The sequence below is a fragment of the Burkholderia paludis genome, from assembly GCF_000732615.1.
GTDB classification, from domain to species: Bacteria; Pseudomonadota; Gammaproteobacteria; order Burkholderiales; family Burkholderiaceae; genus Burkholderia; species Burkholderia paludis.
The window spans coordinates 46452-68975 of the sequence record NZ_JPGL01000056.1 but is presented as its reverse complement, the minus strand read 5'-3'; the positions used below and the strand labels follow the sequence as shown (position 1 = coordinate 68975).

Annotated in this window: 22 protein-coding genes and 1 pseudogene; 12 read left to right on the top strand and 11 right to left on the bottom strand. The window is 68.9% G+C overall.

From position 1 onward, the window contains the following. The 11 genes and pseudogenes from GQ56_RS0128770 to GQ56_RS0128720 all read left to right on the top strand — a co-directional run. Positions 1-231: pseudogene (locus GQ56_RS0128770) on the top strand (potassium-transporting ATPase subunit B); the annotation flags it as partial. Between the two features lie 25 nt (positions 232-256). Continuing rightward, on the top strand, positions 257-838 hold the full coding sequence (kdpC, locus tag GQ56_RS0128765) for a potassium-transporting ATPase subunit KdpC (RefSeq protein WP_031401944.1): 582 nt from the start codon (positions 257-259) through the stop codon (positions 836-838). Positions 839-989: 151 nt separating this feature from the next. Further along, on the top strand, positions 990-3833 hold the full coding sequence (locus GQ56_RS0128760; protein WP_031401943.1) for a DUF4118 domain-containing protein: 2844 nt from the start codon (positions 990-992) through the stop codon (positions 3831-3833). Beyond that, entirely contained in the window at positions 3826-4524 is a 699-nt protein-coding gene (kdpE, locus tag GQ56_RS0128755) for a two-component system response regulator KdpE (protein WP_031401942.1), read from the top strand. The genes GQ56_RS0128760 and kdpE overlap by 8 nt, the downstream gene beginning before the upstream one ends. A gap of 124 nt (positions 4525-4648) precedes the next feature. Continuing rightward, entirely contained in the window at positions 4649-4930 is a 282-nt protein-coding gene (locus GQ56_RS0128750) for a DUF333 domain-containing protein (protein ID WP_031401941.1), read from the top strand. 145 nt (positions 4931-5075) lie between these two features. Beyond that, on the top strand, positions 5076-5396 hold the full coding sequence (gene sugE / locus GQ56_RS0128745) for a quaternary ammonium compound efflux SMR transporter SugE (protein WP_031401940.1): 321 nt from the start codon (positions 5076-5078) through the stop codon (positions 5394-5396). A 196-nt stretch (positions 5397-5592) separates the two neighbouring features. Beyond that, positions 5593-6210 (top strand): DUF4126 domain-containing protein, encoded by a 618-nt coding sequence (locus GQ56_RS0128740; RefSeq protein ID WP_031401939.1) that lies wholly within the window; start codon positions 5593-5595, stop codon positions 6208-6210. After that, positions 6207-8822, top strand: a complete 2616-nt coding sequence (locus GQ56_RS0128735) for an ABC transporter permease (protein WP_031401938.1) — start codon at positions 6207-6209, stop codon at positions 8820-8822. The genes GQ56_RS0128740 and GQ56_RS0128735 overlap by 4 nt, the downstream gene beginning before the upstream one ends. Before the next feature lie 43 nt (positions 8823-8865). Beyond that, on the top strand, positions 8866-9276 hold the full coding sequence (locus GQ56_RS0128730) for a group II truncated hemoglobin (protein ID WP_031401937.1): 411 nt from the start codon (positions 8866-8868) through the stop codon (positions 9274-9276). A 104-nt stretch (positions 9277-9380) separates the two neighbouring features. Further along, on the top strand, positions 9381-10112 hold the full coding sequence (locus GQ56_RS0128725) for an alanyl-tRNA editing protein (RefSeq protein WP_031401936.1): 732 nt from the start codon (positions 9381-9383) through the stop codon (positions 10110-10112). Next, positions 10109-10726: a DUF924 family protein gene (locus tag GQ56_RS0128720; protein WP_031401935.1), complete on the top strand. Its 618-nt coding sequence runs from the start codon at positions 10109-10111 to the stop codon at positions 10724-10726. The genes GQ56_RS0128725 and GQ56_RS0128720 overlap by 4 nt, the downstream gene beginning before the upstream one ends. Before the next feature lie 188 nt (positions 10727-10914). On the opposite strand, the gene GQ56_RS0128715 is transcribed toward GQ56_RS0128720, so the two are convergent. The 11 genes from GQ56_RS0128715 to GQ56_RS0128665 form a co-directional block, all read right to left on the bottom strand. Continuing rightward, a complete protein-coding gene (locus GQ56_RS0128715) occupies positions 10915-12807 on the bottom strand; it encodes an ArnT family glycosyltransferase (RefSeq protein ID WP_031401934.1) in 1893 nt (630 codons plus the stop codon). Positions 12808-13036: 229 nt separating this feature from the next. Further along, complete coding sequence (locus GQ56_RS0128710; protein ID WP_031401933.1) at positions 13037-13798, bottom strand: SDR family oxidoreductase; 762 nt, start codon at positions 13796-13798, stop codon at positions 13037-13039. A 22-nt stretch (positions 13799-13820) separates the two neighbouring features. Continuing rightward, complete coding sequence (locus tag GQ56_RS0128705) at positions 13821-14402, bottom strand: LOG family protein (protein WP_031401932.1); 582 nt, start codon at positions 14400-14402, stop codon at positions 13821-13823. Further along, positions 14399-15142 (bottom strand): TetR/AcrR family transcriptional regulator, encoded by a 744-nt coding sequence (locus GQ56_RS0128700; RefSeq protein WP_031401931.1) that lies wholly within the window; start codon positions 15140-15142, stop codon positions 14399-14401. The genes GQ56_RS0128705 and GQ56_RS0128700 overlap by 4 nt, the downstream gene beginning before the upstream one ends. Before the next feature lie 207 nt (positions 15143-15349). After that, positions 15350-15886 carry a diacylglycerol kinase gene (locus GQ56_RS0128695; RefSeq protein WP_031401930.1) on the bottom strand — a complete coding sequence of 179 codons (537 nt, stop codon included), beginning with the start codon at positions 15884-15886 and terminating at the stop codon, positions 15350-15352. Continuing rightward, positions 15883-16917: a glycosyltransferase family 4 protein gene (locus tag GQ56_RS0128690; RefSeq protein ID WP_031401929.1), complete on the bottom strand. Its 1035-nt coding sequence runs from the start codon at positions 16915-16917 to the stop codon at positions 15883-15885. The genes GQ56_RS0128695 and GQ56_RS0128690 overlap by 4 nt, the downstream gene beginning before the upstream one ends. A gap of 29 nt (positions 16918-16946) precedes the next feature. Next, the gene (locus GQ56_RS0128685; protein ID WP_031401928.1) at positions 16947-17885 is read right to left on the bottom strand and encodes a UDP-2,3-diacylglucosamine diphosphatase; all 939 of its coding nucleotides are present in this window, start codon (positions 17883-17885) and stop codon (positions 16947-16949) included. A gap of 222 nt (positions 17886-18107) precedes the next feature. Next, on the bottom strand, positions 18108-18614 hold the full coding sequence (locus GQ56_RS0128680) for an RDD family protein (protein ID WP_031401927.1): 507 nt from the start codon (positions 18612-18614) through the stop codon (positions 18108-18110). 6 nt (positions 18615-18620) lie between these two features. After that, complete coding sequence (locus tag GQ56_RS0128675) at positions 18621-19376, bottom strand: DUF3106 domain-containing protein (RefSeq protein WP_031401926.1); 756 nt, start codon at positions 19374-19376, stop codon at positions 18621-18623. A 26-nt stretch (positions 19377-19402) separates the two neighbouring features. Then, positions 19403-19828 carry a DUF3619 family protein gene (locus GQ56_RS0128670; RefSeq protein ID WP_031401925.1) on the bottom strand — a complete coding sequence of 142 codons (426 nt, stop codon included), beginning with the start codon at positions 19826-19828 and terminating at the stop codon, positions 19403-19405. Next, positions 19825-20388 carry an RNA polymerase sigma factor gene (locus GQ56_RS0128665; RefSeq protein ID WP_021162797.1) on the bottom strand — a complete coding sequence of 188 codons (564 nt, stop codon included), beginning with the start codon at positions 20386-20388 and terminating at the stop codon, positions 19825-19827. Before GQ56_RS0128665 ends, GQ56_RS0128670 begins: the two co-directional genes overlap by 4 nt. Before the next feature lie 353 nt (positions 20389-20741). Here GQ56_RS0128665 and GQ56_RS0128660 point away from each other — a divergent pair, with 353 nt between their 5' ends. Next, entirely contained in the window at positions 20742-22505 is a 1764-nt protein-coding gene (locus tag GQ56_RS0128660; protein WP_031401924.1) for an acetolactate synthase 3 catalytic subunit, read from the top strand. Positions 22506-22524: the final 19 nt, after the last annotated feature.

Below are 22524 nucleotides of genomic sequence, written 5' to 3'. Positions count from 1 at the left end.
ATCATGCACCTGACGTCGCCGGCGTCCGCGATCCTGTCGGCGGTGATCTTCAACGCGCTGATCATCGTCGCGCTGATCCCGCTGGCGCTGAAGGGCGTCACGTACCGTCCGCTCGGCGCGGCGTCGCTGCTGCGCCGCAACCTGCTGGTGTACGGCCTCGGCGGCGTGCTGCTGCCGTTCCCGTTCATCAAGCTGATCGACATGACGCTCGCTGCACTCGGCTGGGCCTGAGCCCGCCGTATTTGAAGGAACCATCATGAAAACGTTGATTCGTCCGCTCGTCGTGATCTTTGTCGTGCTGACCGCGGTGACGGGGCTCGCCTACCCGGCCGTGATGACCGTGTTCGGCCAGGCCGTGTTCCCGTCGCAGGCGAACGGCAGCCTGATCGAGAAGGACGGCAAGGCGGTCGGCTCCGCGCTGATCGGCCAGCAGTTCGATGCACCGAAGTACTTCTGGGGCCGGCTGTCCGCCACGACGCCGATGCCGTACAACGCGACCGGCTCCGGCGGTTCGAACCTCGGCCCGCTGAACCCGTCGCTGGCCGACCAGGTGAAGGGGCGCATCGCCGCGCTGCACGACGCGGGCACCGACATGTCGAAGCCCGTGCCGGTCGACCTCGTGACGGCGTCGGCGAGCGGCCTCGATCCGGAGATCACGCCGGCCGCCGCAGCGTACCAGGTCGAGCGCGTCGCGAAGGCGCGCAACCTGGCGCCCGACGCGGTTGCGCAGCTCGTCGCCGCGAACACGACGGGGCGCCAGTTCGGCGTGCTCGGCGAGCCGCGCGTGAACGTGCTGAAGCTGAACCTCGCGCTCGACGCCGCGCAGGCCGCGCACTGATCGGGCACGCGAGAACCGGCGTCCGGCGCGGCCCGAGCCGCGCCGGACGCGTTTTTTCCCGACGGCGCTTGCGCCGTCTTTGCCTTTTGCGGCGATTTGGAACAACAATGCTCGTATTCGCGCGCATCCGGGCGCCTCGCCTTTCTGACGCATGAACCGTCCCGATCCAGACCAACTCCTCGACAAGCTGCAGCGCGATGAAGAAAAACAGCGACGCGGCCAGCTCAAGATCTTCTTCGGCGCATCGGCCGGCGTCGGCAAGACCTACGCAATGCTGCAGGCCGCGCGCCAGCGCATGCAGGAAGGCGTCGACGTCGTCGTCGGCATCGTCGAGACCCACGGCCGCGGCGAAACCGCCGCGCTGCTCGACGGCCTCGACGTGCTGCCGCTCGCCCGCATCGACTATCGCGGCCGCACGCTCGCCGAATTCGATCTCGACGGCGCGCTCGCGCGCCAGCCGCAACTGATCCTCGTCGACGAACTCGCGCATTCGAACGTGCAGGGCGCACGGCACCTGAAGCGCTGGCAGGACGTCTACGAACTGCTCGACGCGGGCATCGACGTGTATACGACCGTCAACGTCCAGCACCTCGAGAGCCTGAACGACGTGGTCGGCGCGATCACCGGCATCCGCGTGTGGGAGACCGTGCCCGACCGCGTGTTCGACGCGGCCGACGAAGTCACGCTCGTCGACCTGCCGGCCGAGGAACTGCTCGAGCGGATGCGCGACGGCAAGGTCTATCTCGCACAGCAGGCCGAGCGCGCGGTGCGCAACTTCTTTCGCAAGGGCAACCTGATCGCATTGCGCGAGCTGGCGCTGCGCCGTACCGCCGACCGCGTCGACGCGCAGATGCGCGAGTATCGCGCCGACCGCTCGATCCAGCGCATCTGGCAGGCGCGCGAGCGGCTGCTGGTGTGCGTCGGTCCCGGCCCCGAGGCGCCGACGCTGGTGCGTGCCGCCGCGCGGCTCGCCGCGAGCCTGAAGGCCGACTGGATCGCCGTCTATGTGGAGACGCCGCGCCTGCAGCGGCTGCCCGACGCGCGGCGGCAGCGCACGCTCGACGCGCTGAAGCTCGCAGCCGAGCTCGGCGCGGAGACGGCCACGCTCGCCGGCGCCGACGCGGTCGCCGCGCTGATCGGCTATGCGAAGGTGCGCAACGTGTCGAAGGTCGTCGCGGGCGGCTCGCCGAAAGTCGGGCTTGCGCGCCGCTTCGTGCGGCCGTTCGGCGAGCAGCTCGCCGAACGCGCGGGCGACGTCGACCTGATGCTGATCCGCGCGTCCGCGAGCGACGAGGCGCGCGCCGCGCCGCTCGATGCGCGGGCGCGCGACTGGCGCGACGCGTTCGCGCAGTTCGGCACGCACCGTTCGCCGCCGCGGCACTACGTGTACGCGGCCGCGATCTGCGCGGCGATCACGGTCGTCGCGAGCCTCGTGTCCGAGCGCCTCGACCTCACGAACCTCGTGATGCTGTACCTGCTCGGCGTGGTGTTTTCCGCCGTGCGGCTCGGGCGCGGCCCGGGCGTGCTGCAGTCGTTCCTGTCGGTGGCCGCGTTCGACTACTTCTTCGTACCGCCGCGCATGTCGTTTTCGGTGAGCGACACGCAATACCTGCTGACCTTCTTCGGGATGCTGCTGACGTCGCTCGTGATCAGCCACCTGACGTCGACGCTGACGCGCCAGGCGAGCGTCGCGCAGCGCCGCGAACGCCGCACCGGCGCGATCTACGCGATGGCGCGCGAACTCGGGGCGGCGCTGACGACCGAGCAGATCGTCGAGATCGGCAGCCGTCACGTGGGCGAGGTGTTCCGCGCGCGCGTCGCGTTCCTGCTGCCCGACAGCGCGGACAAGGTGCGACAGAAGATCGAGGATCCCGACGCGGCCGTCACGCTGACGGGCGCCGATCTCGACAGCGACGTCGGCCAGTGGGTGTACGACCAGCAGAAGCCGGCCGGCCGCGGCACCGATACGCTGCCGGCCACCGCCGCGCTGTATCTGCCGCTGAAGGCGCCGATGCGCACGCGCGGCGTGCTCGCGGTTGCGTCGCGCGAGCCGCATGAACTCGAGGTGCCCGAGCAGCAGCGGATGCTCGACGCCTTCGCCGCGCAGATCGCGCTCGCGCTCGAACGCGTGCACTACGTCGAGATCGCGCGCGACGCGCTCGTCAACATGGAATCCGAGCGGCTGCGCAACTCGCTGCTGTCGGCGATCTCGCACGACCTGCGCACGCCGCTCACGACGATCGTCGGCTTCTCGTCGATGCTCGCGAACGGGCGCGCGGCGGCCCAGGGCAGCGACGTCGTGGCGGCCGAACGGTTCGCGCAGCGCGAGGGCGAGCTGATCGACGCGATCCACGACGAGGCGCTGCGGATGACGGGCATCGTCACGAACCTGCTCGACATGGCGCGGCTGCAGGCCGGCAGCCTGCAGCTCAAGCGCCAGTGGTCGCTGCTCGAGGAAGCCGTCGGCGCCGCGCTGGCCGCATGCAAGCGCGTGCTCGCGCGCCATCCCGCGCGTGTCGCGCTGCCGCCCGACCTGCCGCTGCTGCAGATGGACGCGGTCCTGATGGAGCGCCTCTTCAGCAACCTGTTCGAGAACGCGGCGAAGTACACGCCGCCCGACACGCCGCTCGACATCGGCGCCGAGCGCGTGACCGACGACGGGCTGCCGTTCGTGCGCGTGCACGTCGACGATTTCGGCCCGGGCCTGCCGGCCGGCATGGAAACGCGCATCTTCGACAAGTTCACGCGCGGCGAGAAGGAATCGGCGACGCCGGGCATCGGGCTCGGCCTCGCGATCTGCCGTGCGATCGTCGAGGCGCACGGCGGTAAAATCGGCGCGCTCAACCGCACCGCGCCCGACGGTCGCGTGACGGGCGCGCGTTTCTGGTTCACGCTGCCGGTCGAGACGCCGCCGGCCGCGCCAGCCGTGCCCGACGACGAACCCGATGCGCCGGGCGCATCGTCCCCATCCGAGTCATTGCCAGACCATGAGTGAACCCAGCCTGACCGTTGTCCTGATCGAGGACGAAAAGCAGATCCGACGTTTCGTGCGCGCCGCGCTTGAAGAGGAGGAGATCGCCGTGTTCGAGGCCGAGACGGGCAAGCAGGGGCTGATCGACGCAGCGACGCGCAAGCCCGATCTCGTGATCGTCGACCTCGGCCTGCCCGATACCGACGGCCTCGACGTGATCCGCGAGCTGCGCGGCTGGTCCGAGGTCCCGGTGATCGTACTGTCCGCGCGCACACAGGAAGAAGAGAAGGTCGCGGCGCTCGACGCGGGCGCCGACGATTACCTGACCAAGCCGTTCGGCGTGTCCGAACTGCGCGCGCGGATCCGCGCGCAACTGCGCCGGCGCAACCAGGGCGGCGCGAACGAGTCGCCCAAGGTGAGCTTCGGCACCGTGGTCGTCGATCTCGCGCTGCGCCAGGTGTGGCGCGACAACGAGATCGTGCACCTGACGCCGCTCGAATACCGGCTGCTCGCCACCCTCGTGCGGCACGCGGGGCGCGTGCTCACGCACCGGCAACTGCTGCGCGACGTGTGGGGGCCGTCGCACGTCGAGAGCCACCATTACCTGCGGATCTACATGGCGCACCTGCGCCAGAAGCTCGAGCTCGACCCGGCGCAGCCCGAGTACATCGTCACCGAGACGGGGGTCGGCTACCGGCTCGTCGGCGCCGCCTGACGGGCCTTGACGGCCGGCGGGGTTGCGCCGGCGCGACAGTCTCGCCGCCGACGCGGACGATGCACACTCGCCACTCATTCCCCGTTATCCTGACCGTTCCGGGAACGAAAACGAGGAGCGTGCAATGTCCGTCCGTCTGGTCGTCATCTGTGCGCTGGCGCTTGCTGCGCCCGGCGCGTTCGCCCAACCGCTGCCGCCGGGGCAACAGCCGCCCGCGCAGGCGTCGCTGGCCAATCCCGCCTCGGTCAACTGCGAGAAGCTCGGCGGTCGCCACGTGATCCGCAGCTTGCCGCGCGGGCAGGTCGGCATGTGCATGTTCAAGGACGGCCGCGTGTGCGAGGAGTGGGCGCTGTACCGCGACGACCGCTGCGTCGGCGGAGCCGCCGCGAAGCGCGTGTCGAACTGAGCGCCCCCGGCCGATCCTGCCCCGGGCCGGCCGCCGGCCGTGCGCCGCGTCTGTAAGCCTCTTGTTATACTCGGCGCCGCCCGGGGACGACCCCGGGCCATTCGCTTCAACGGGGACGGCCCCATCCGATACGGAGTGCGTCGAGATGGCGTGGGTATTGTTGTTGATTGCCGGTGTGCTGGAAGTGGCCTGGGCGGCCGGCATGAAATCGTCGGACGGCTTCACGAAGCTCGGCCCGTCGGTGTTTACGATCGTGACGGCGCTGGCCAGCTTCGGGCTGCTCGCGGTCGCGATGCGCCAGTTGCCGCTCGGCACCGCGTACGCGGTATGGACGGGCATCGGCGCGGTCGGTGCGTTCGTGTTCGGCATCGTGATGATGGGCGAGGCGCTGACCGTCGCGCGCGTCGCGAGCGCGGCGCTGATCGTCGCCGGGCTGGTCGGCCTGAAGCTGTCGTCGGCCGCCTGACGTCCGCACCGGGTGCCGCACTGCGGAATTGCGCCGGCGGCCCGTCAGGCCTGTCTATAATGGAACGCATTCGGGCCTGAATGTTGCCGTGCCGCCGTTCGCGGTCGCGGCGCCGGCCGCCACGCGCCGCGCGGCCGGTCTGTCCGACCCGATCCGATCAATCGGCAAAGCGCACGGAAAGTGCAAGGAGAGGGCCATGATCGAAGCCATTTCGCTCGGCGCGGGGCTCGCGTGGGCGAGCGGCCTGCGCCTGTACCTGACGGTGCTGATCGCCGGCCTGCTGGCGCGGGTCGGCTGGCTCCATCTGCCCGACACGCTGGCCGTCCTGATGTCGCCGTGGGTCATCGGCGCGGCAGCCGTGCTCGCCGTCACCGAATTCCTCGCCGACAAGATCCCCGCGTTCGACTCGCTGTGGGATGCCGTGCACACCTTCATCCGCATCCCCGCCGGCGCCGTGCTCGCAGCCGGCGCCCTTGGCCACGCCGATCCGACCGTGCTCGCGGTCGCGGGGCTCGCCGGCGGTTCGCTGGCCGGCGCCGCGCACGTCGCGAAGGCCGGCACGCGTGCGCTGATCAACCTGTCGCCCGAACCGATCTCGAACTGGGTCGCATCGTCGACCGAGGACGGCCTCGTGGTCGGCGGGCTCGCGCTTGCGTTCTTCGTGCCGCTCGCGTTCCTCGTGCTGCTCGCCGCCTTCATCGCGGCTTCTGCGTGGGCGCTCCCGCGCCTGTGGCGCGGCGTCTCGGGCGGCTTTCGCGGGATGGCGAACCACATGGTGTCGCGACTCAACTCGATCGGGGGGAAGCGCGATTGAAGGAGCCGCAACACGCGGCGCAGCCGCCGGTCGGGCAATCCGGCCATGACGTGCGCACGCATGCCGGCCGCTTCGGCCTGCACGACCTGATCCGCCAGGCCGCCCGGATGACCGCGCGCGACTGGCGCGCGGGCGAGCTGACGCTGCTGGTGCTCGCGCTGGTGCTCGCGGTCGCGGCGCTGACGAGCGTGGGCTTTCTCGCCGACCGGCTGCGCCAGGGGCTCGAGCGCGACGCGCGCCAGATGCTCGGCGCCGATTTCGTCGTGCGCGCCGATCGCCCCGTCGATCCGTCGTTCGACCGGCAGGCCCGCACGCTCGGCCTGCGGACCGCGACGACCGCGATCTTCCCGAGCATGATCGCGTCCGCCGAGCCCGGGCAGGGCGCCGACGCGGCGCCGTCGCGTCTCGCGGCCGTGAAGGCCGTGTCGCCCGGCTATCCGCTGCGCGGCGCGGTCGAGATCCTGCCGGCCGGCGCCGCCGCTGCGCAGAAGGCGGCCGCGATTCCCGCGCCCGGCACCGTGTGGGCCGATCCCGCGCTGCTCGATGCACTGCACCTGAAGGCGGGCGACACCGTGCGCGTCGGGCTGCGCACGTTCACGGTCGCCGCGTCGATCTCCCGCGAACTCGATCGCGGCTTCTCGTTCGTCAATTTCTCGCCGCGGCTGATGATGCGCGCGGACGAGCTTGCCGCGACGGGGCTCACCGGCTACGGCAGCCGCGTCACGTACCGGCTGCTGGTCGCCGGCGACCAGCAGGCCGTCGCGCGCTTCGAAACCTATGCGCACGAACGCGTCGATGGCGGGAAGCTGCGCGGCGTCGGTCTCGAGTCGTTGCAGGAGGGCCAGCCGCAGGTGCGGCAGACGCTCGATCGCGCGCGCCACTTCCTGACGCTCGTCGCGCTGCTGACCGCGCTGCTCGCGGCGGTCGCGATCGCGATGGCCGCGCAGCGCTACATGCGGCGCCATCTCGACGGCTGCGCGACGATGCGCTGCCTCGGCGTAAGCCGTCGCACGCTCGGTGCGCTGTTCGCGCTCGAATTCGCCGGCATCGGGATCGTGTCGGGTGCCGCGGGCGCGCTGCTCGGCTACGGCGGCCACTGGGCATTGCTGGCCGCGCTCGGCGGCCTGATCGACGTCGTGCTGCCGCCGCCCACGCTGTGGCCCGCGCTGATCGGCATGGGCGCCGCACTCGTGCTGCTGCTCGGCTTCGCGCTGCCGCCGCTTGTGCCGCTCACGCGGGTGCCGCCGGTGCGTGTGTTGCGCCGTGAATGGGGCGAAGCGTCGCGCACCGCGTGGGCCGCGTATGCGATCGGCGTCATGTTGTTCGCGGGGCTGCTGATCGTGGCCGCCGGCGACCTGAAGCTCGGCCTGATCGTCGCGGGCGGTTTCGCCGGCGCGCTGGTCGGCTTCGCGCTGGTCGCGCGGCTCGTGCTGTTCGCCGCCGCGCGCGCGGTGCGCAATGCGCGCGTGGCCGCCGGCATCGGCTGGCGCTACGCGCTCGCGTCGCTGCAGCGGCGCGGCACGGCGAGCGCGCTGCAGATCACCGCGCTCGCTCTCGGGCTGATGTGCCTGCTGCTGATCGCGATCACGCGCAACGACCTCGTCGCGGGCTGGCGGCAGTCGACGCCGCCCGATGCGCCGAACCAGTTCCTGATCGACATCCAGCCCGACCAGCGCGACGACGTCGCGACCTATCTGGCCACGCACGGCGTGCGCGACGCGGTGCCCGCGCCGATGGTGCGCGGCCGTCTCGTCGCGATCAACGGCAAGCCGGTGAATCCGGATGCCTACCCGTCCGACGAGGCGCGCCGGCTCGTCGACCGCGAGTTCAACCTGTCGTATACGACCGAGTTGCCGTCCGACAACCGGATCGTCGCGGGCAACTGGTTCGGCACCGCGGCCACACCGCAGATCTCGATCGAGGCCGGCCTCGCGAAGACGCTGAAGGTGAAGCCGGGCGATACGCTGCGCTTCGACGTGACGGGGCTGACGGTCGACGCGCCGATCACGAGCGTGCGCAAGCTCGACTGGGGCTCGTTCCGCGTCAATTTCTTCGTGCTGATGCCGCCGCCGGTGCTGAAGGATTTCCCGGCCGTCTACCTGACGAGCTTCCATTTGCCGGCGTCGGACGCCGCGCTGCTCGACCCGCTGATCGCGCGCTATCCGAACCTGACCGCGATCGACGTCGCGCCGATCCTCGCGCAACTGCAGCGGATGATGCTGCAGGTGGTCGGCGCGGTGCAGTTCCTGTTCGCGTTCACGCTCGCGGCCGGCGTGCTCGTGCTGTACACGGCGCTTGCCGGCTCGCGCGACGAGCGCGTGCGCGAGGCCGCGCTGCTGCGCGCGCTCGGCGCGTCGCGCGCGCAGGTGGTGGCGGTGCAGCGCGCGGAATTCGTCGTGGTCGGCGTGCTGGCCGGTGCGCTGGCGTCGGCCGGTGCGATCGCGGTCGGCTGGGTGCTCGCATCGCGCGTGTTCGACTTCCGGCTTGCCGTCGATCCGTGGCTCGTGCCGGCCGGCATCGCGGCCGGCGTCGCGTGCGCCGGTGCGGCCGGCTGGCTGAGCCTGCATAATGTGTTGCGGCGCCCCGCGCTGCAGTCGCTGCGCGACGCATGAGCGTCGCCGGCGGCCCCGAAGATCCCGTTTTCCGACTATCCGTATGACCGATGTGAATGACGATGCGCCGTCGCAGCCGACGGCGTTCGAGCTCGTGGGCGGCGAAGCCCGCGTGCGCGACATGGTGGACCGTTTCTACGACCTGATGGACCTCGAGCCCGAGTTCGCGGAGATTCGCGCGCTGCATCCGCAGTCGCTCGACGGCTCGCGCGACAAGCTGTTCTGGTTCCTGTGCGGCTGGCTCGGCGGCCCCGACCACTACATCAGCCGGTTCGGCCATCCGCGGCTGCGCGCGCGGCACCTGCCGTTCCCGATCGCATCGGTCGAGCGCGACCAGTGGCTGCGGTGCATGGCGTGGGCGATGGATGACATCGGGTTGCCCGAACCGCTGCGCGAGCGGCTCATGCATTCGTTCTACGACACGGCCGACTGGATGCGCAACCGGCCCGGTTGACCGACCGGTACGCCGCTGCCTGCGCGCAGGGCGATCTGCGTCTGGGCGCGCGTGCGGCACGGCGCGACACTGACCGTTTCCCGCAACGATACGAGGCTCGCCCGATGACGACACAAGCGCTGTTCCGTGAAGACGCGTACCTCACGCAATGCGATGCGGTCGTTCTGGCCGTCGGCGACGACGGCATCCGGCTCGACCGCACCGTGTTCTATCCGCTCGGCGGCGGCCAGGCCGGCGACACCGGCACGCTGACGCTGCCCGACGGCAGCACGATCGCGATTGCCGACACGCGCAAGGCGAAGTTCGACGGCGCGACGCCCGACGATGCCGTGCACGTGCCCGCACCGGGGCAGGAAGCGGGCATCGCGAGGCTGACGCCCGGCACGCGCGTGGCGGCGGAGATCGACTGGCTGCGCCGCTATCGGCACATGCGCCTGCATACGGCCGCGCACCTGATGTGCGCGGTGCTGCCGTATGCGGTCGACGGCTGCAGCGTGACCGCCGACTATGTGCGGCTCGATTTCGCGACGTCCGACGCGATCGACCGCGACGATGTCGAGCGGCGCCTCGCCGGCCTGGTCGCCGGCGCGCACCCCGTGACGACCGAGTGGATCACCGACGACGAGATGGCCGCGCGGCCCGACCTGGTGCGTACGATGAGCGTGAAGCCGCCGATGGGCCTCGGCCGCGTGCGGCTGTTGCGCATCGAGGCGGTCGACCTGCAGCCTTGTGGCGGGACCCATGTGCGCAACACGGCGGAAATCGGCGGGCTGCGGGTCGCGAAACTGGAAAAGAAGAGTGCGCGCACACGGCGCCTCGTACTGGAGTTTGCATGACGATCGACACGCCGAAGGCCGGCGCGGCTGCGCTGGACCCGCAAGCGCGGGAGATTCTCGATTTCTGGTTCGGCGAGCCGGGCTCGGCCGAATTCGGGCAGCAGCGCAAGGTCTGGTTCAACGGCGGCGCGGCCTTCGACGACCTGCTGCGCACGCGCTACGGCGCGCTGCTCGACGCGGCCTGCGACGGCGCCTGCGATCGCTGGGCCGTTTCGCCGGCGGGCGCGCTGGCGTTGATCGTCGTGCTCGACCAGTTCTCGCGTAATATCCATCGCGGCACGCCGCGCGCGTTTGCCGCCGATCCGAAGGCGCTGGCGCTCGCGCGCCGCGTCGTCGCGGACGGCTGGGACGCGCAATTGCCGAGCGGGCATCATCGCGTGTTCGCCTATCTGCCATTCGAGCATGACGAGTCGGCCGAGAGCCAGCGCGAGGCCGTGCGCCTGTGCGCCGGCATTCGCGACGAAGCGGGGTGCGCGAGCTATCACGGCTTCGCGTTGCTGCACGCGGCCGTCGTCGAGCGTTTCGGGCGCTTTCCGCACCGGAATGCGATTCTCGGCCGTACGTCGACCGATGAGGAAACAGCGTTTCTGCGGGAGCCCGGCTCGTCGTTCTGACGATCCGGGCGGCGTCGTGAGCGGCGGGCGCGCCACTGCGGAGCCCGTGCGGGCGCCATGTCGTAGCGGTCGGGGGAGCCGGCCGGCGACGTGAGTTTCGCGGTGGCGCATCGTTCACGCAGCCCGTGTCGACCTTCGCCGGACATGGGTGTCGAGGCAGGCACGGCGGCATGCCGTACCGCCATCTGTTACTGCAGGTGCTGCTCGGGCGTGCGCACGTAGACGCGCAGCAATTCCTCGTTGTCGCCGGGCCGCGCACCCTTCCAGAACAACTGCCATTCGCTGCCGGGCGCCGGATCGACGGCCCGCACGCCCTGGACGATCATCCAGGTGCAGCGCGTCGTATTGGCATTGTCGATCGGCATGTGCTGGATGCCGGAGAAGTAGTACAGCATCGGCGCTTCCGATTCGCCGAGCCCGTGCAGGCTCGCCATGCAGTCGCCGTCGTTCCATTCGAGCGCCAGATGGGCGTTCAGGTCGTCGAACACCGAGCGGTAGCTCTTCGCGACGTCGAGCCACGGCAGCAGCAGCGTATAGACGAGCCCCCATGCGACGAGTGCGCCTGCGCCCCACGACAGCGCGCCGCGCCACAGCCCCGTCAGGCGCAGCTTCGGCAGCAGCGTCAGCCAGCCGGCCGTCAGCGCGAGCGCGCCGATCAAGAGTGCGGGCTCGATCGGTATCGTCCAGTCAAGTGGCAGCCAGCGGCCGAGCGGCGCGAGATTCGCGCGCGACGCGGCCGGATCGGCCATGATCGCCCAGATGGCCCACGCGAGCGCGGCAACCGTGCCGAACAGGATGCGGCTCAGGTAATCCCATGCGAGATGCAGCCGGCGCGGCAGGCGTTCGATGGCCAGTGCGGCGACCAGCGCGAGCGGCGCGAAGAACGGCAGGATGTAGAGCTGTCGCGACGTCGCGGACACCTGCAGCACGACGAGCCCGATGCCCGCGAACATTACGGGCAGCGCGATGCGGGGCGTGCGCCAGTCGCGCCACGCGCCGCGCGCGAGCGCGGCGATCGCGAGCGGCGCGACCGGGAAGCCGACCAGCAGGAAAGCACGCAGGATAAAGAGCGGTTTGTCGTTTTCCGCGCCCAGTACGGGGACGGAGAACCCGAAGAAGCGGCCGACGTTGTTATCCCAGAACCACGTCATGAACAGCGTCTCGGAGCGCAGAAACAGCGCGGTCGGCCAGATGAGCGCGAACGGCGCGAACACGAGCGCGGCGACGCCGAGCGAGCGCGCGAACGAGCGGGTGCGGCAGGCCGGGTACAGCACCATCGTGCCCGCAAGCGTGGCCGCGAACACGAGCGGTACGAACAGCCCCTTCGTCATCAGCGCGATGCCGACGCCCGCGCCGAAGATCGGCGCGGCCCAGCGGCTCGACGGCCGGACCGGCAGCCCGTGACGCATCTGCTGCGCGCGCGCGACGTGCTGCGTCACGAGTTCGAGCAGCCCGCAGAAGCCGATCGCCGTGCCCGCGAACAGCGCCACGTCCGTCATCATGTCGTGCGTGTGCTTGATGACAACGAGGGTGCCCGCGCTCAACGCGACCGGACCCATCACGCGCAGGTCCAGCCAACTGTCCGAGCGGCTGGCGACGCGGGCCGCGCGTGCGATGAAGCCGAACGCGAGCGCAGCGAACAGCGCACTCGCGAGCCGGGCCGCGTCGTGCAGCGGCATCACGCGCTGCAGCAGCCAGGCGAGGCTGGTCGCGACCCACGCGTAAAGCGGCGGCTTCTCCATGAACGGCAGGCCGGCGTTGGTCGGCACGACGAAGTCGCCGGTTTCGAGCATGTGCTGGATGATGCCGAACGTGTAGGTTTCGTCCTGCTTCCAGGGATCGTGGCCGAGCACGCCCGGCAGCGTGTACGCGCAGATCAGCGCGACGACGAGCAGCCACGCGCGCCAGCCGAGCAGGAGCGCGCGTTCGCGCGTGGCGCTGGTTGCGGCGTTAGCGGTCGCGGCGGGTGTGCCGGCGACGTCGAGCGTTGCAATGAGGTCGGCATCAGCAGTCGAACGGGTAGGCTGAGCCGGAGCGGGCACGGACGTGCGTCGCCGGCCGGGCGCTGCGGTTCCAGGCATGGAAGGAGTCTCGGGTCGAGTCGAGCGGGTCCGGCTACATGGGCAGGACCGGTAAGGGCCACATCAGGGGGCGACGGACAGGTGTTTTCAGGCACCTGTCTGATGTCTGGTAGTAAACCACGGAATTGTTACGGGGGCTTACTGAAACTGTCTCGAAATTGTGGAGATTTGTGGTGTCCTGACGACGGATTGCGTCCGGCGATGAAACTGGATGGACCTCGGCGCGGGATTACCGGCCGCCGCCGACGTCGAGCAGGGCGCCCGTCGTGTAAGACGCCGCGTCGCCGAGCAGCCAGACGATCGCCTCGGCGATCTCCCGCGCTTCACCCGCGCGACCGAGCGGCGTCGTGGCGCCGAGGCGGGCCGCCCGGCCCGGCTGGCCGCCGCTTGCGTGGATGTCGGTCTCGATCAGGCCGGGGCGTACCGCGTTGACGCGCACGCCGTGCGGGCCGAGTTCCTTCGCGAGGCCGATCGTCAGCGAATCGACCGCGCCTTTCGAGCCTGCGTAATCGACGTATTCGTTCGGCGAGCCGATCCGGGCCGCGATCGACGAGACGTTGACGATCGCGCCGCCGCGGCCGCCGCGGTCGGTGGACAGCCGGCGCGCGGCTTCGCGTGCGCACAGGTATGCGCCGAGCACGTTGGTGTCGAACATCCGCCGCAGCCGGTCGGCCGGCATGTCGGCAAGCGGCAGCGACGGCGCGACGATGCCGGCGTTGTTGACGAGCGCGTCGAGGCGTCCGAACGCCGCCGCGACGGTATCGAACATCTTGATGACGTCCGCCTCGTTCGCGACGTCGCCCGCGACGATGCACGCACGGCCGCCCGCGTCGCGGACTGCCTGCGCGGTGAGTTCGGCCGCCGCTGCGTCGCGCGCATAGTTGATGCCGACGTCCCAGCCGTGCTCGGCCGCCAGCACGGCGGTCGCGCGGCCGATGCCGCGGCTCGCGCCGGTGATGAGGACAGCCTTGCGGTCGGTGGGTGCGGTCATGGCGTACAGGTTTTGTCGAGGGTTACTTTGCCGAGTCGGGCGCCCACTTGTCGCGGGCGGGCGGCTGGTAGCGACGCAGCCGCTCGATCAGTTCGACGGGTTCCGATTCGACGCACAGTGCGTCGAAATAGGCCGGGCGCATGAAGCCTTCGTCGACCGTATGACGCAGCAGCGCGATCAGCGGATCGTAGAACGAGTCGATGTTGTAGAGCGCGACGGGCTTGCGATGATAGCCAAGCTGCGCCCACGTGTAGACCTCGAAGAGTTCCTCGAGCGTGCCGGCGCCGCCGGGCATCGCGACGAACGCGTCGGACAGGTCGGCCATCATTTTCTTGCGGTGGTGCATGTCGGGCACGACGTGCAGTTCCGACAGCCCCGTATGGCCCACTTCCTTGTCGACGAGCAGTTCGGGAATCACGCCGACCGCACGGCCGCCGGCCGCCATCACTTCGTCGGCGATCACGCCCATCAGGCCGACACGGCCGCCGCCGTAGACGAGCGTGAGGCCCGCATCGACGAGCGCACGCCCGAACGCACGCGCGGCGTCGGCATAGACGGGCCGCACGCCGGACGACGAGCCGCAGTAAACACAGACTGCCTTCATTGCTTGGCATCCTTGGCGGGCGCGTGCCCGCCGGCCGGCCGCGGCGAACCGTCGCGCGGCGGCAGATAATCGGTGAACTGGCGCTTCGGCAGCTTGCCGGAGACCAGATCGTCGAACAGCTGGCGCGAGCGCCCGCGCAGGTACGGCGCCATCACCGAGATCACGTGCATGCTGACCTGGTGCAGTTCCTCGCGGATCGCATCCTGGTCGTTGTATTTGCGCGGGTGCATCACGTACTGGTACGACAGCCAGTATGTCGAGATCACGGCCATGTTGGTGGCGATGACCTCGATCTCGGCGGGCGTCGCGACCATTTCGGTGTCCGACACGAGCAGCTCGCACATCTCGCGCGCGAAGCGCACCTTGTGGCTGATGATCTGCTTGAAGTGCGTCTCGAGCGTGCGGTTGCGTGCGAGCAGGTCGTTGAGGTCGCGATACAGGAACCGGTAGGTCCACATGAAATCGGCCATGTACTGCAGGTACGACCAGGTTTCGTCGATCGTCGGACGATGATCTTCCGGGAAACGCAACCGCCGTTCGATCTGCTGCTCGAACTGCGCGAAGATGCTGTTGATGATGTCGTCCTTGTTGCGGAAATGGTAGTACAGGTTGCCTGGACTGATTTCCATTTCCTCGGCGATCGTCGTGGTCGTGACGTTCGGCTCGCCGATCTCGTTGAAGAGTTTCAACGACAACTCGAGAATCCGTTCGCGGGTGCGGCGGGGAGGTTTCGCTTCCATGTCGTCCGGCCCTGTGTGTGCCGGACTGGCGGGCGCTGCAATCGATGCTGCGTGATTCGTCCGGCGCGGGTTGCTGTTCTATGTCTAGCGGACGATTATAAACCGGGGTTTCGCAACATCGGGCGCATTTCGTGTTCGCGGCCCCGCGCGGCGCATGGTGCAGCGCCGCACGCGGGGCGGTGCGCGGCGTGCCCGCCGGGCTGTTCGCTAGAAGCCGAGCCAGCGTGCGACGACCGGGCCGAGCACGAAGCCCCACGTCGTCACGCACGCGAACAGCGCGACCGTCACGGCCGCACTGCCGAGATCCTTGGCGCGCTTGGAGAGTTCGTGGCGCTCGAGCGAGATGCGGTCGATCGCGGCCTCGACGCTCGAGTTCAGCAGCTCGACGATCAGCACGAGCAGCACCGACGCGATCAGCAGTGCGCGCGACGCGGCCGGCACCGGCGCGAATGCGCCGATCGGCAGCATCAGCGCGGCGAGCGTGAGCTCCTGCCGAAACGCGCTCTCCTCGCGGATCGCGACACGAAAGCCGTTCAGCGAATGCTTGAGCGCGAACCAGGCGCGCGTGATGCCGCGGTGGCGCTTGTACGGGTTCGGCGGCAGCGGCGTGAGTTGATCGTCGGGACCGAGCGGCTCGTGCGCATGCGCGTCCGCTTCGGCGTGCGGCTCTTCCTCGTCGAACGGGCGATGCCGGTGCGGCGTCGCGGCGGGGGGCGGGGTCTTGTCGTTCAGGTCTCGTTTCAAACGGCGGCACCTTCGGCTGGCGAGTACGCGGTCTTCGGCAGCGGCTTCAGATGCGACGCGAACTGCTCGGAGGCCGCGCGCCACGAAAAGCGTTCCGCCCAGGCACGCGCAGTCGTGCGTTCGATCTTCAGCGCCTCGAGGCAGGCTTCCTGCAGGTCCTCGTGCATCGCGCCGGCGTCGCCTTCGCCGAGCACGTCGATCGGGCCCGTCACGGGATACGCGGCGACCGGCGTACCGCAGGCGAGCGCCTCGAGCAGCACGAGGCCGAACGTGTCGGTGCGACTCGGGAATACGAACACGTCGGCCGCAGCATACACCTTCGCGAGCTCCGCCTGTGACAGCACGCCGAGATAATTCGCCTCCGGATAGCGCGACTTCAGTTCCGCGAGCGCGGGGCCTTCGCCCGCGACCCACTTCGAGCCGGGCAGGTCGAGACGCAGGAACGCCTCGACGTTCTTCTCGATCGCGACGCGGCCCACGTACAGGAAGATCGGCCGCGCGGTATTGAGCACCTTCGATTCCATCGGCCGGAACACGTCGAGATCGACGCCGCGGGTCCACAGCACGACGTTCGTGAAGCCGTATTTCTCGAGGTCCTGCTTGACGACCGGCGTCGGCGCCATCACCGCGAGCGACGGCCCGTGGAACCAGTGCAGGAAGCGGTAGGTCGCGGCCAGCGGGATGCCGAAGCGCGCCTGCACGTATTCCGGAAAGCGCGTGTGGTACGCGGTCGTGTACGGCAGCTTGCGCGCGCGCGCGTAGCGCCGCGCGGCGAGGCCGAGCGGGCCTTCGGTCGCGATGTGCAGCGCGTCGGGCGCGAACGCGTCGATCCGCGCGCGCAGCTTGCGGTACGGCAGGATCGACAGGCGGATCTCGGGGTAGGTCGGGCAGGGCACCGTGCGGAATTCCAGCGGTGTCAGCAGTTCGACGCGATGGCCGAGCGCCACGAGTTCGCGCGACGTGCTCTTCAGCGTGCGCACGACGCCGTTGACCTGCGGTTCCCATGCGTCGGTGACGATCATGATCTTCATCGCGGCATTGTCCTGTGAGTAGGGTTGTGTCAGGCGGTGGCCTTGGCCTTGCGCGACGGGGCTTCCGACGGTGCGCTGCGCATCACTGTCCAGTACACGATCTTCAGTTCGCCTTCCATCGTTTCCACGAGCGCGGACAGGCTTTCGACCCAGTCGCCGTCGTTGCAGTACAGCACGCCGTCGATGTCGCGGATCTCCGCCTTGTGGATGTGGCCGCACACGACGCCGTCGCAGCCGCGGCGACGCGCCTCGTCGGTCATCACGGTCTCGAACTGCGAGATGAAGTTGACCGCGTTCTTGACCTGGTGCTTCAGGTACTGCGACAGCGACCAGTACTGGAAGCCGAGCCGGCTGCGGATCCGGTTGAACCAGCGGTTCAGCACGAGGATCAGCGTGTAGAGCGTGTCGCCGAGGTACGCGAGCCATTTCGCGTGCTGGATCACGCCGTCGAACAGGTCGCCGTGCACGATCCACAAACGTTTGCCCGCGAGCGTCGTGTGGAACGCCTCGCCGCGCACGTGGATGTCGCCGAACGCGAGATCGCAGAATTGCCGCGCGCCTTCGTCGTGGTTGCCGGGGATATAGATGACCTGCGTGCCCTTGCGCGCCTTGCGCAGGATCTTCTGCACGACGTCGTTGTGCGCCTGCGGCCAGTACCAGCCCTTCTTCAGTTGCCAGCCGTCGATGATGTCGCCGACGAGGTACAGGTATTCCGAATCGTTGTGACGCAGGAAGTCGAGCAGGTACGGCGCCTGGCAGCCGCTCGAGCCGAGGTGGATGTCGGACAGCCAGATGGTGCGATAGCGATGCGTGGCCGAATCGGGGTCGTCGTGCTGCGTGGCGTGCCCGGCATGCGGTTCTTGCGACGCCAGGCCGTCGGCCGTGGCGGAATCGGACAGGAACGCGGTGGCGGCGCGTGCGCCGAGAGGGTGACGTAACAGTGAGGTCGCGGACGTTTTCTGGCCCATGCATGACTCGCGCCGGTTGACATTAACGGCATTCCGCCATGCGGGCGTGACTGTGCCGTGACAGTCACAAGACGTTCTTATTACGGCCGCTGAAGGGTGTTTAGCAGTGAATGCGCGGGCGTTGTGCGACCTGCCGAACGGAGCGGTCGGCGGTTGTCCGGCAAGGCCTGGGGCCGGATCGACGGAGCGGGGGAGCGGTTTTCGTCTGGCGAATGCGGCGCGTCAGCGCGGCATCGCAACGACGCGCGTGCGCGCGATCCGGTCGTGCGGGAACTGGCGGCCGGCATGCAGGCGGGCGGCGCCGGCCCACGCGACGATCCAGGCGGCGGTCAGTGCGAGCGTGACGGGCACCGACAGGCCGAGGAGCGGATGCAGCGCGAGCGGCGGCAGGAACCACAGCCAGCCGAGCGCGTAGCGCACGAGCGCGTGGCCCGCGCTCAGCGGCCGGCCGCTCGACGATTCGAGCCGCAGCCGCCAGGTCTTCATCGGCAGGGTCTGGCCGCCGTGCGTCCAGAACCAGACGAAATACGCGCCGACGACCAGCGCGATCCAGGCGGCGAGCAGGTTGTGGTGGACGAGGCCGTTGCGTTGCTGCGTCGCGAGGCTGAACGCGAGCCCGGCGAAGAACACCACGCCGAACAGCAGCACGCCTTCGTAGAGCAGCGCGGCAAGGCGCCGTCGTACGGACGGAGCGACGGCGGGGGCAGCGGGCGCGCGGGCGTCGGCCACGGCCGCTCAGGAGCCCTTGAACAGCGAGGGCGCGTCGGCGGGCGACACCGGCGACACGGCGGCCGGCACGGATGCGGCGCCGGACGTCGCCGATGCCGGCACCGGTTGCGCGGCGGCACCGGCCGACGCGGGCGCCGGCACGGCGGCCGCGCCGCTCGCCGGGTGTTCGTGCGAATTGACGAGGCGGCGCACGTCGCGGTCGGCGACGGTCGGCGGCGCACTGACGACGCTCGGCCGGCGGCGGCGCTCGGCAGCCGCGAGACGTTCCTTCTGTTCCTCGGGGAGCTGCTGGTACGCCTTCCAGGCGCGCTCGCGCGCCTGCGCGGACAGTTCCTTCGCGCTCTGGTAGTTCTCGCGCGCGACGCGACGCTGCTCGGGCGTCATCTTCGCCCATTCGGTCATCCGCTCCTGCAGGCGCTTCTGGTCATCAGGCGTCAATTTCGAGAAACGCGACGCGATCTTCAGCCATTTTCGCTTGCGGGCGTCGCTGAAGCCGTCCCACTGGTCGGCGAACGGCGCGAGCGCCGCATGCTGCGCCGGCGTGAGGCGCGCCCACGACAACGGGCCGGTGGCGGCCGGCAGCGGCAGCGGAGGGAGTTCGGTGGTCAGCCCGGTCGCGGCCGACGCGGGCGTGGCCGGGCTGTTGGCCGCGACGGCGGTCGTCGCGGGGGGCGGGTGAAATCGGGAGTACGTGGCGACGTAGGAAACGGCGATCGCGATCACGCATCCGAAAAATACGGCCAGGCCGCGCTTCTGACTCACCCGTGCGATCCCCTCGTTATTGTCTGTTAGTGAGCGCGCGAAAGATACGCGTTGAACCCGTGATCGAGATACGCGTTGAGCGGCAGGTCGTCGCTGAGCATCGCCGCGTCGATGTCGGCGAGTTCGGCGGTGCGCTGCATGTCTTCCCAGTAGGCGATGCCGACGAGCCCCGCGAGCAGCAGCGCGAGCGGCCACGCGCGCAGCAGGCGGCGAGCGAACGACGCCTGCGGGCGGTTCGCGGGCCCCGTGCCGTAGGCGCCGGGCGCGCCGGCGAAGGCCGGCACGAACACCGGTGCGGTCACGGCTTCGGGCTTCTTGCGCGCGAGCGCGGCCCGTCGGGCGACGGCCAGACGGTCGGTGGTCGCGGCAGGCAGGGCGGCCGCGCGCTCGTCCAGCGCGCGGCGCACCTTCAGCGCGAATTCGTGTTCTCGATTTGCGGGAGCGGAGCTCATAGCGTGATTCCTTTGGCCTTGAGCGCTTGCGCCAGCGTGTGGGTGGCTCGTGAGCAGTGCGTCTTGACGCTGCCTTCGGAGCACCCCATTGCGGCGGCAGTCTCGGCGACATCCATATCTTCCCAATAACGCATCAGGAACGCTTCCCGTTGACGTGCCGGAAGCTTCTGGATTTCTTCGTCGATCAGGGCCAGAACCTGTTCTCTTTCGAGCCGGTGCTCGCTGCTCTCGACGCCCGCATTGTCGTCCGCGGATTCGAGCGTTTCGAGGGGGTCGAAGTCGTCGTCGTCGGTGTTGTTCAGTGACGAGAAGAGCGTGACCCAGGTGTTGCGGACTTTCTGCCGGCGGAACCAGTCGTGGATCGCGTTCTGCAGGATCCGCTGAAAAAGCAGCGGCAACTCGGCCGCCGGCCGGTCGCCGTATTTCTCCGCGAGCTTGATCATCGCGTCCTGCACGATGTCGAGCGACGCATCGTCGTCACGCACGGCGTACGCAGCTTGCTTGAACGCGCGCCTTTCGACGCCCGCCAGAAAGTCGGCGAGTTCCTTGTCTGATGCCATTCCGTGAAGGTATGCGCTGCGGGCTGCTGCGTGTGAAAAAGGTCGAAAAATTTCGTAAAACCCGCGGATGCTATCAAATTTTCGTGCCGCTTGGCACCGGGTCGGGCGTCGTACGTTGCGCGCGAGCCGCGGCGGCGGGTGCCGGGCGGTGCCCGTGATGCACTGCGGGATATTTTGCTTGACGCCCCATGCACGACCCGCTATCGTCAACGATTCGCAACATGAAGTGATGGTCTCATTTGAGGCTGGCCCAAGAAGCCCGCCCTTCAAACTGGACGCGCCGCTTGAACCCGAGCCACAAGCCCGGCAGAGAGCACCCGATCAATTTTTTGCCGAAAATTCGAAAGGTCAACATGAACATGCCCAGCGCGGAATTCTCCACGTCGGAACCCCTTTCCCTTCCCGATAGCGACTCCATCGGCGGTACCGTGCTCATGAAGGCACTGGCCGACGAAAACGTCGAATTCATCTGGGGCTACCCCGGCGGCTCGGTTCTCTACATCTACGACGAGCTTTACAAGCAGGACAAGATTCAGCACGTGCTGGTGCGCCACGAACAGGCGGCCGTGCACGCAGCCGATGCGTATGCGCGTTCCACCGGCAATGTCGGCGTCTGTCTCGTGACGTCGGGCCCCGGTGTCACCAACGCGGTGACCGGCATCGCAACGGCGTACATGGATTCGATCCCGATGGTCGTGATCAGCGGCCAGGTGCCGACGGCCGCGATCGGTCAGGATGCCTTCCAGGAGTGCGACACCGTCGGCATCACGCGTCCGTGCGTGAAGCACAACTTCCTCGTGAAGGACGTGCGCGACCTCGCGGAAACCGTCAAGAAGGCGTTCTACATCGCCCGCACCGGCCGTCCGGGCCCGGTGCTGATCGACATCCCGAAGGACGTCTCGAAGACGCCGTGCCAGTACGAGCCCGTCAAGAGCGTGTCGCTGCGTTCGTACAATCCCGTCACGAAGGGCCATTCGGGCCAGATCCGCAAGGCGGTGTCGCTGCTGCTGACGGCGAAGCGTCCCTACATCTACACGGGTGGCGGCATCATCCTCGCCGACGCGTCGCGCGAGTTGAACCAGTTCGCGGACCTGCTCGGCTACCCGGTCACGAACACGCTGATGGGCCTCGGCGGCTATCGCGCGTCGGACCGGAAATTCCTCGGCATGCTCGGCATGCACGGCACCTACGAAGCGAACATGGCGATGCAGCACTGCGACGTGCTGATCGCGATCGGCGCCCGCTTCGACGACCGCGTGATCGGCGATCCGGCGCACTTCGCGTCGCGTCCGCGCAAGATCATCCATATCGACATCGACCCGTCGTCGATCTCGAAGCGCGTGAAGGTCGACATCCCGATCGTCGGCGACGTGAAGGAAGTGCTGAAGGAGCTGATCGAGCAACTGCAGACGGCCGAGCACGGCCCCGACACCGAGGCGCTCGCGCAATGGTGGAAGGACATCGAAGGCTGGCGCTCGAAGGACTGCCTGAAATACGACCGCGCAAGCGAGATCATCAAGCCGCAGTACGTGGTCGAGAAGGCGTGGGAGCTGACGGACGGCAATGCGTTCGTGTGCTCGGACGTCGGCCAGCACCAGATGTGGGCGGCGCAGTTCTACCGATTCAACAAGCCGCGTCGCTGGATCAACTCCGGCGGCCTCGGCACGATGGGCTTCGGCCTGCCGGCGGCGATGGGCGTCAAGATGGCGCACCCGGACGACGACGTGCTGTGCATCACGGGCGAAGGCTCGATCCAGATGTGCATCCAGGAGCTGTCGACCTGCCTGCAGTACGACACGCCCGTGAAAATCATTTCGCTGAACAACCGCTACCTCGGCATGGTCCGCCAGTGGCAGCAGATCGAATACAGCAAGCGCTATTCGCATTCGTACATGGATGCGCTGCCCGATTTCGTGAAGCTCGCCGAAGCGTACGGCCATGTCGGGCTGCGGATCGAAAAGACCTCGGATGTGGAGCCTGCGCTGAAGGAGGCGCTGCGCCTGAAGGATCGCACCGTGTTTCTCGACTTCCAGACCGATCCGACCGAAAACGTCTGGCCGATGGTACAGGCCGGCAAGGGCATCACCGAGATGCTGCTCGGATCGGAAGATCTGTAACGGCGCGACGCGCACCGGC

What these genes read in the sequence shown, in the direction of transcription:
- kdpC (WP_031401944.1), top strand. Translation starts at nt 257, where the DNA reads ATGAAAACGTTGATTCGTCCGCTCGTCGTGATCTTTGTCGTGCTGACC.
- GQ56_RS0128715 (WP_031401934.1), bottom strand. Translation starts at nt 12,807, where the DNA reads ATGCCTGGAACCGCAGCGCCCGGCCGGCGACGCACGTCCGTGCCCGCT.
- GQ56_RS0128705 (WP_031401932.1), bottom strand. Translation starts at nt 14,402, where the DNA reads ATGAAGGCAGTCTGTGTTTACTGCGGCTCGTCGTCCGGCGTGCGGCCC.
- GQ56_RS0128710 (WP_031401933.1), bottom strand. Translation starts at nt 13,798, where the DNA reads ATGACCGCACCCACCGACCGCAAGGCTGTCCTCATCACCGGCGCGAGC.
- GQ56_RS0128760 (WP_031401943.1), top strand. Translation starts at nt 990, where the DNA reads ATGAACCGTCCCGATCCAGACCAACTCCTCGACAAGCTGCAGCGCGAT.
- GQ56_RS0128685 (WP_031401928.1), bottom strand. Translation starts at nt 17,885, where the DNA reads ATGGGCCAGAAAACGTCCGCGACCTCACTGTTACGTCACCCTCTCGGC.
- GQ56_RS0128720 (WP_031401935.1), top strand. Translation starts at nt 10,109, where the DNA reads ATGACGATCGACACGCCGAAGGCCGGCGCGGCTGCGCTGGACCCGCAA.
- GQ56_RS0128750 (WP_031401941.1), top strand. Translation starts at nt 4,649, where the DNA reads ATGTCCGTCCGTCTGGTCGTCATCTGTGCGCTGGCGCTTGCTGCGCCC.
- GQ56_RS0128660 (WP_031401924.1), top strand. Translation starts at nt 20,742, where the DNA reads ATGAACATGCCCAGCGCGGAATTCTCCACGTCGGAACCCCTTTCCCTT.
- GQ56_RS0128690 (WP_031401929.1), bottom strand. Translation starts at nt 16,917, where the DNA reads ATGAAGATCATGATCGTCACCGACGCATGGGAACCGCAGGTCAACGGC.
- sugE (WP_031401940.1), top strand. Translation starts at nt 5,076, where the DNA reads ATGGCGTGGGTATTGTTGTTGATTGCCGGTGTGCTGGAAGTGGCCTGG.
- GQ56_RS0128725 (WP_031401936.1), top strand. Translation starts at nt 9,381, where the DNA reads ATGACGACACAAGCGCTGTTCCGTGAAGACGCGTACCTCACGCAATGC.
- GQ56_RS0128730 (WP_031401937.1), top strand. Translation starts at nt 8,866, where the DNA reads ATGACCGATGTGAATGACGATGCGCCGTCGCAGCCGACGGCGTTCGAG.
- GQ56_RS0128665 (WP_021162797.1), bottom strand. Translation starts at nt 20,388, where the DNA reads ATGGCATCAGACAAGGAACTCGCCGACTTTCTGGCGGGCGTCGAAAGG.
- GQ56_RS0128700 (WP_031401931.1), bottom strand. Translation starts at nt 15,142, where the DNA reads ATGGAAGCGAAACCTCCCCGCCGCACCCGCGAACGGATTCTCGAGTTG.
- kdpE (WP_031401942.1), top strand. Translation starts at nt 3,826, where the DNA reads ATGAGTGAACCCAGCCTGACCGTTGTCCTGATCGAGGACGAAAAGCAG.
- GQ56_RS0128740 (WP_031401939.1), top strand. Translation starts at nt 5,593, where the DNA reads ATGATCGAAGCCATTTCGCTCGGCGCGGGGCTCGCGTGGGCGAGCGGC.
- GQ56_RS0128670 (WP_031401925.1), bottom strand. Translation starts at nt 19,828, where the DNA reads ATGAGCTCCGCTCCCGCAAATCGAGAACACGAATTCGCGCTGAAGGTG.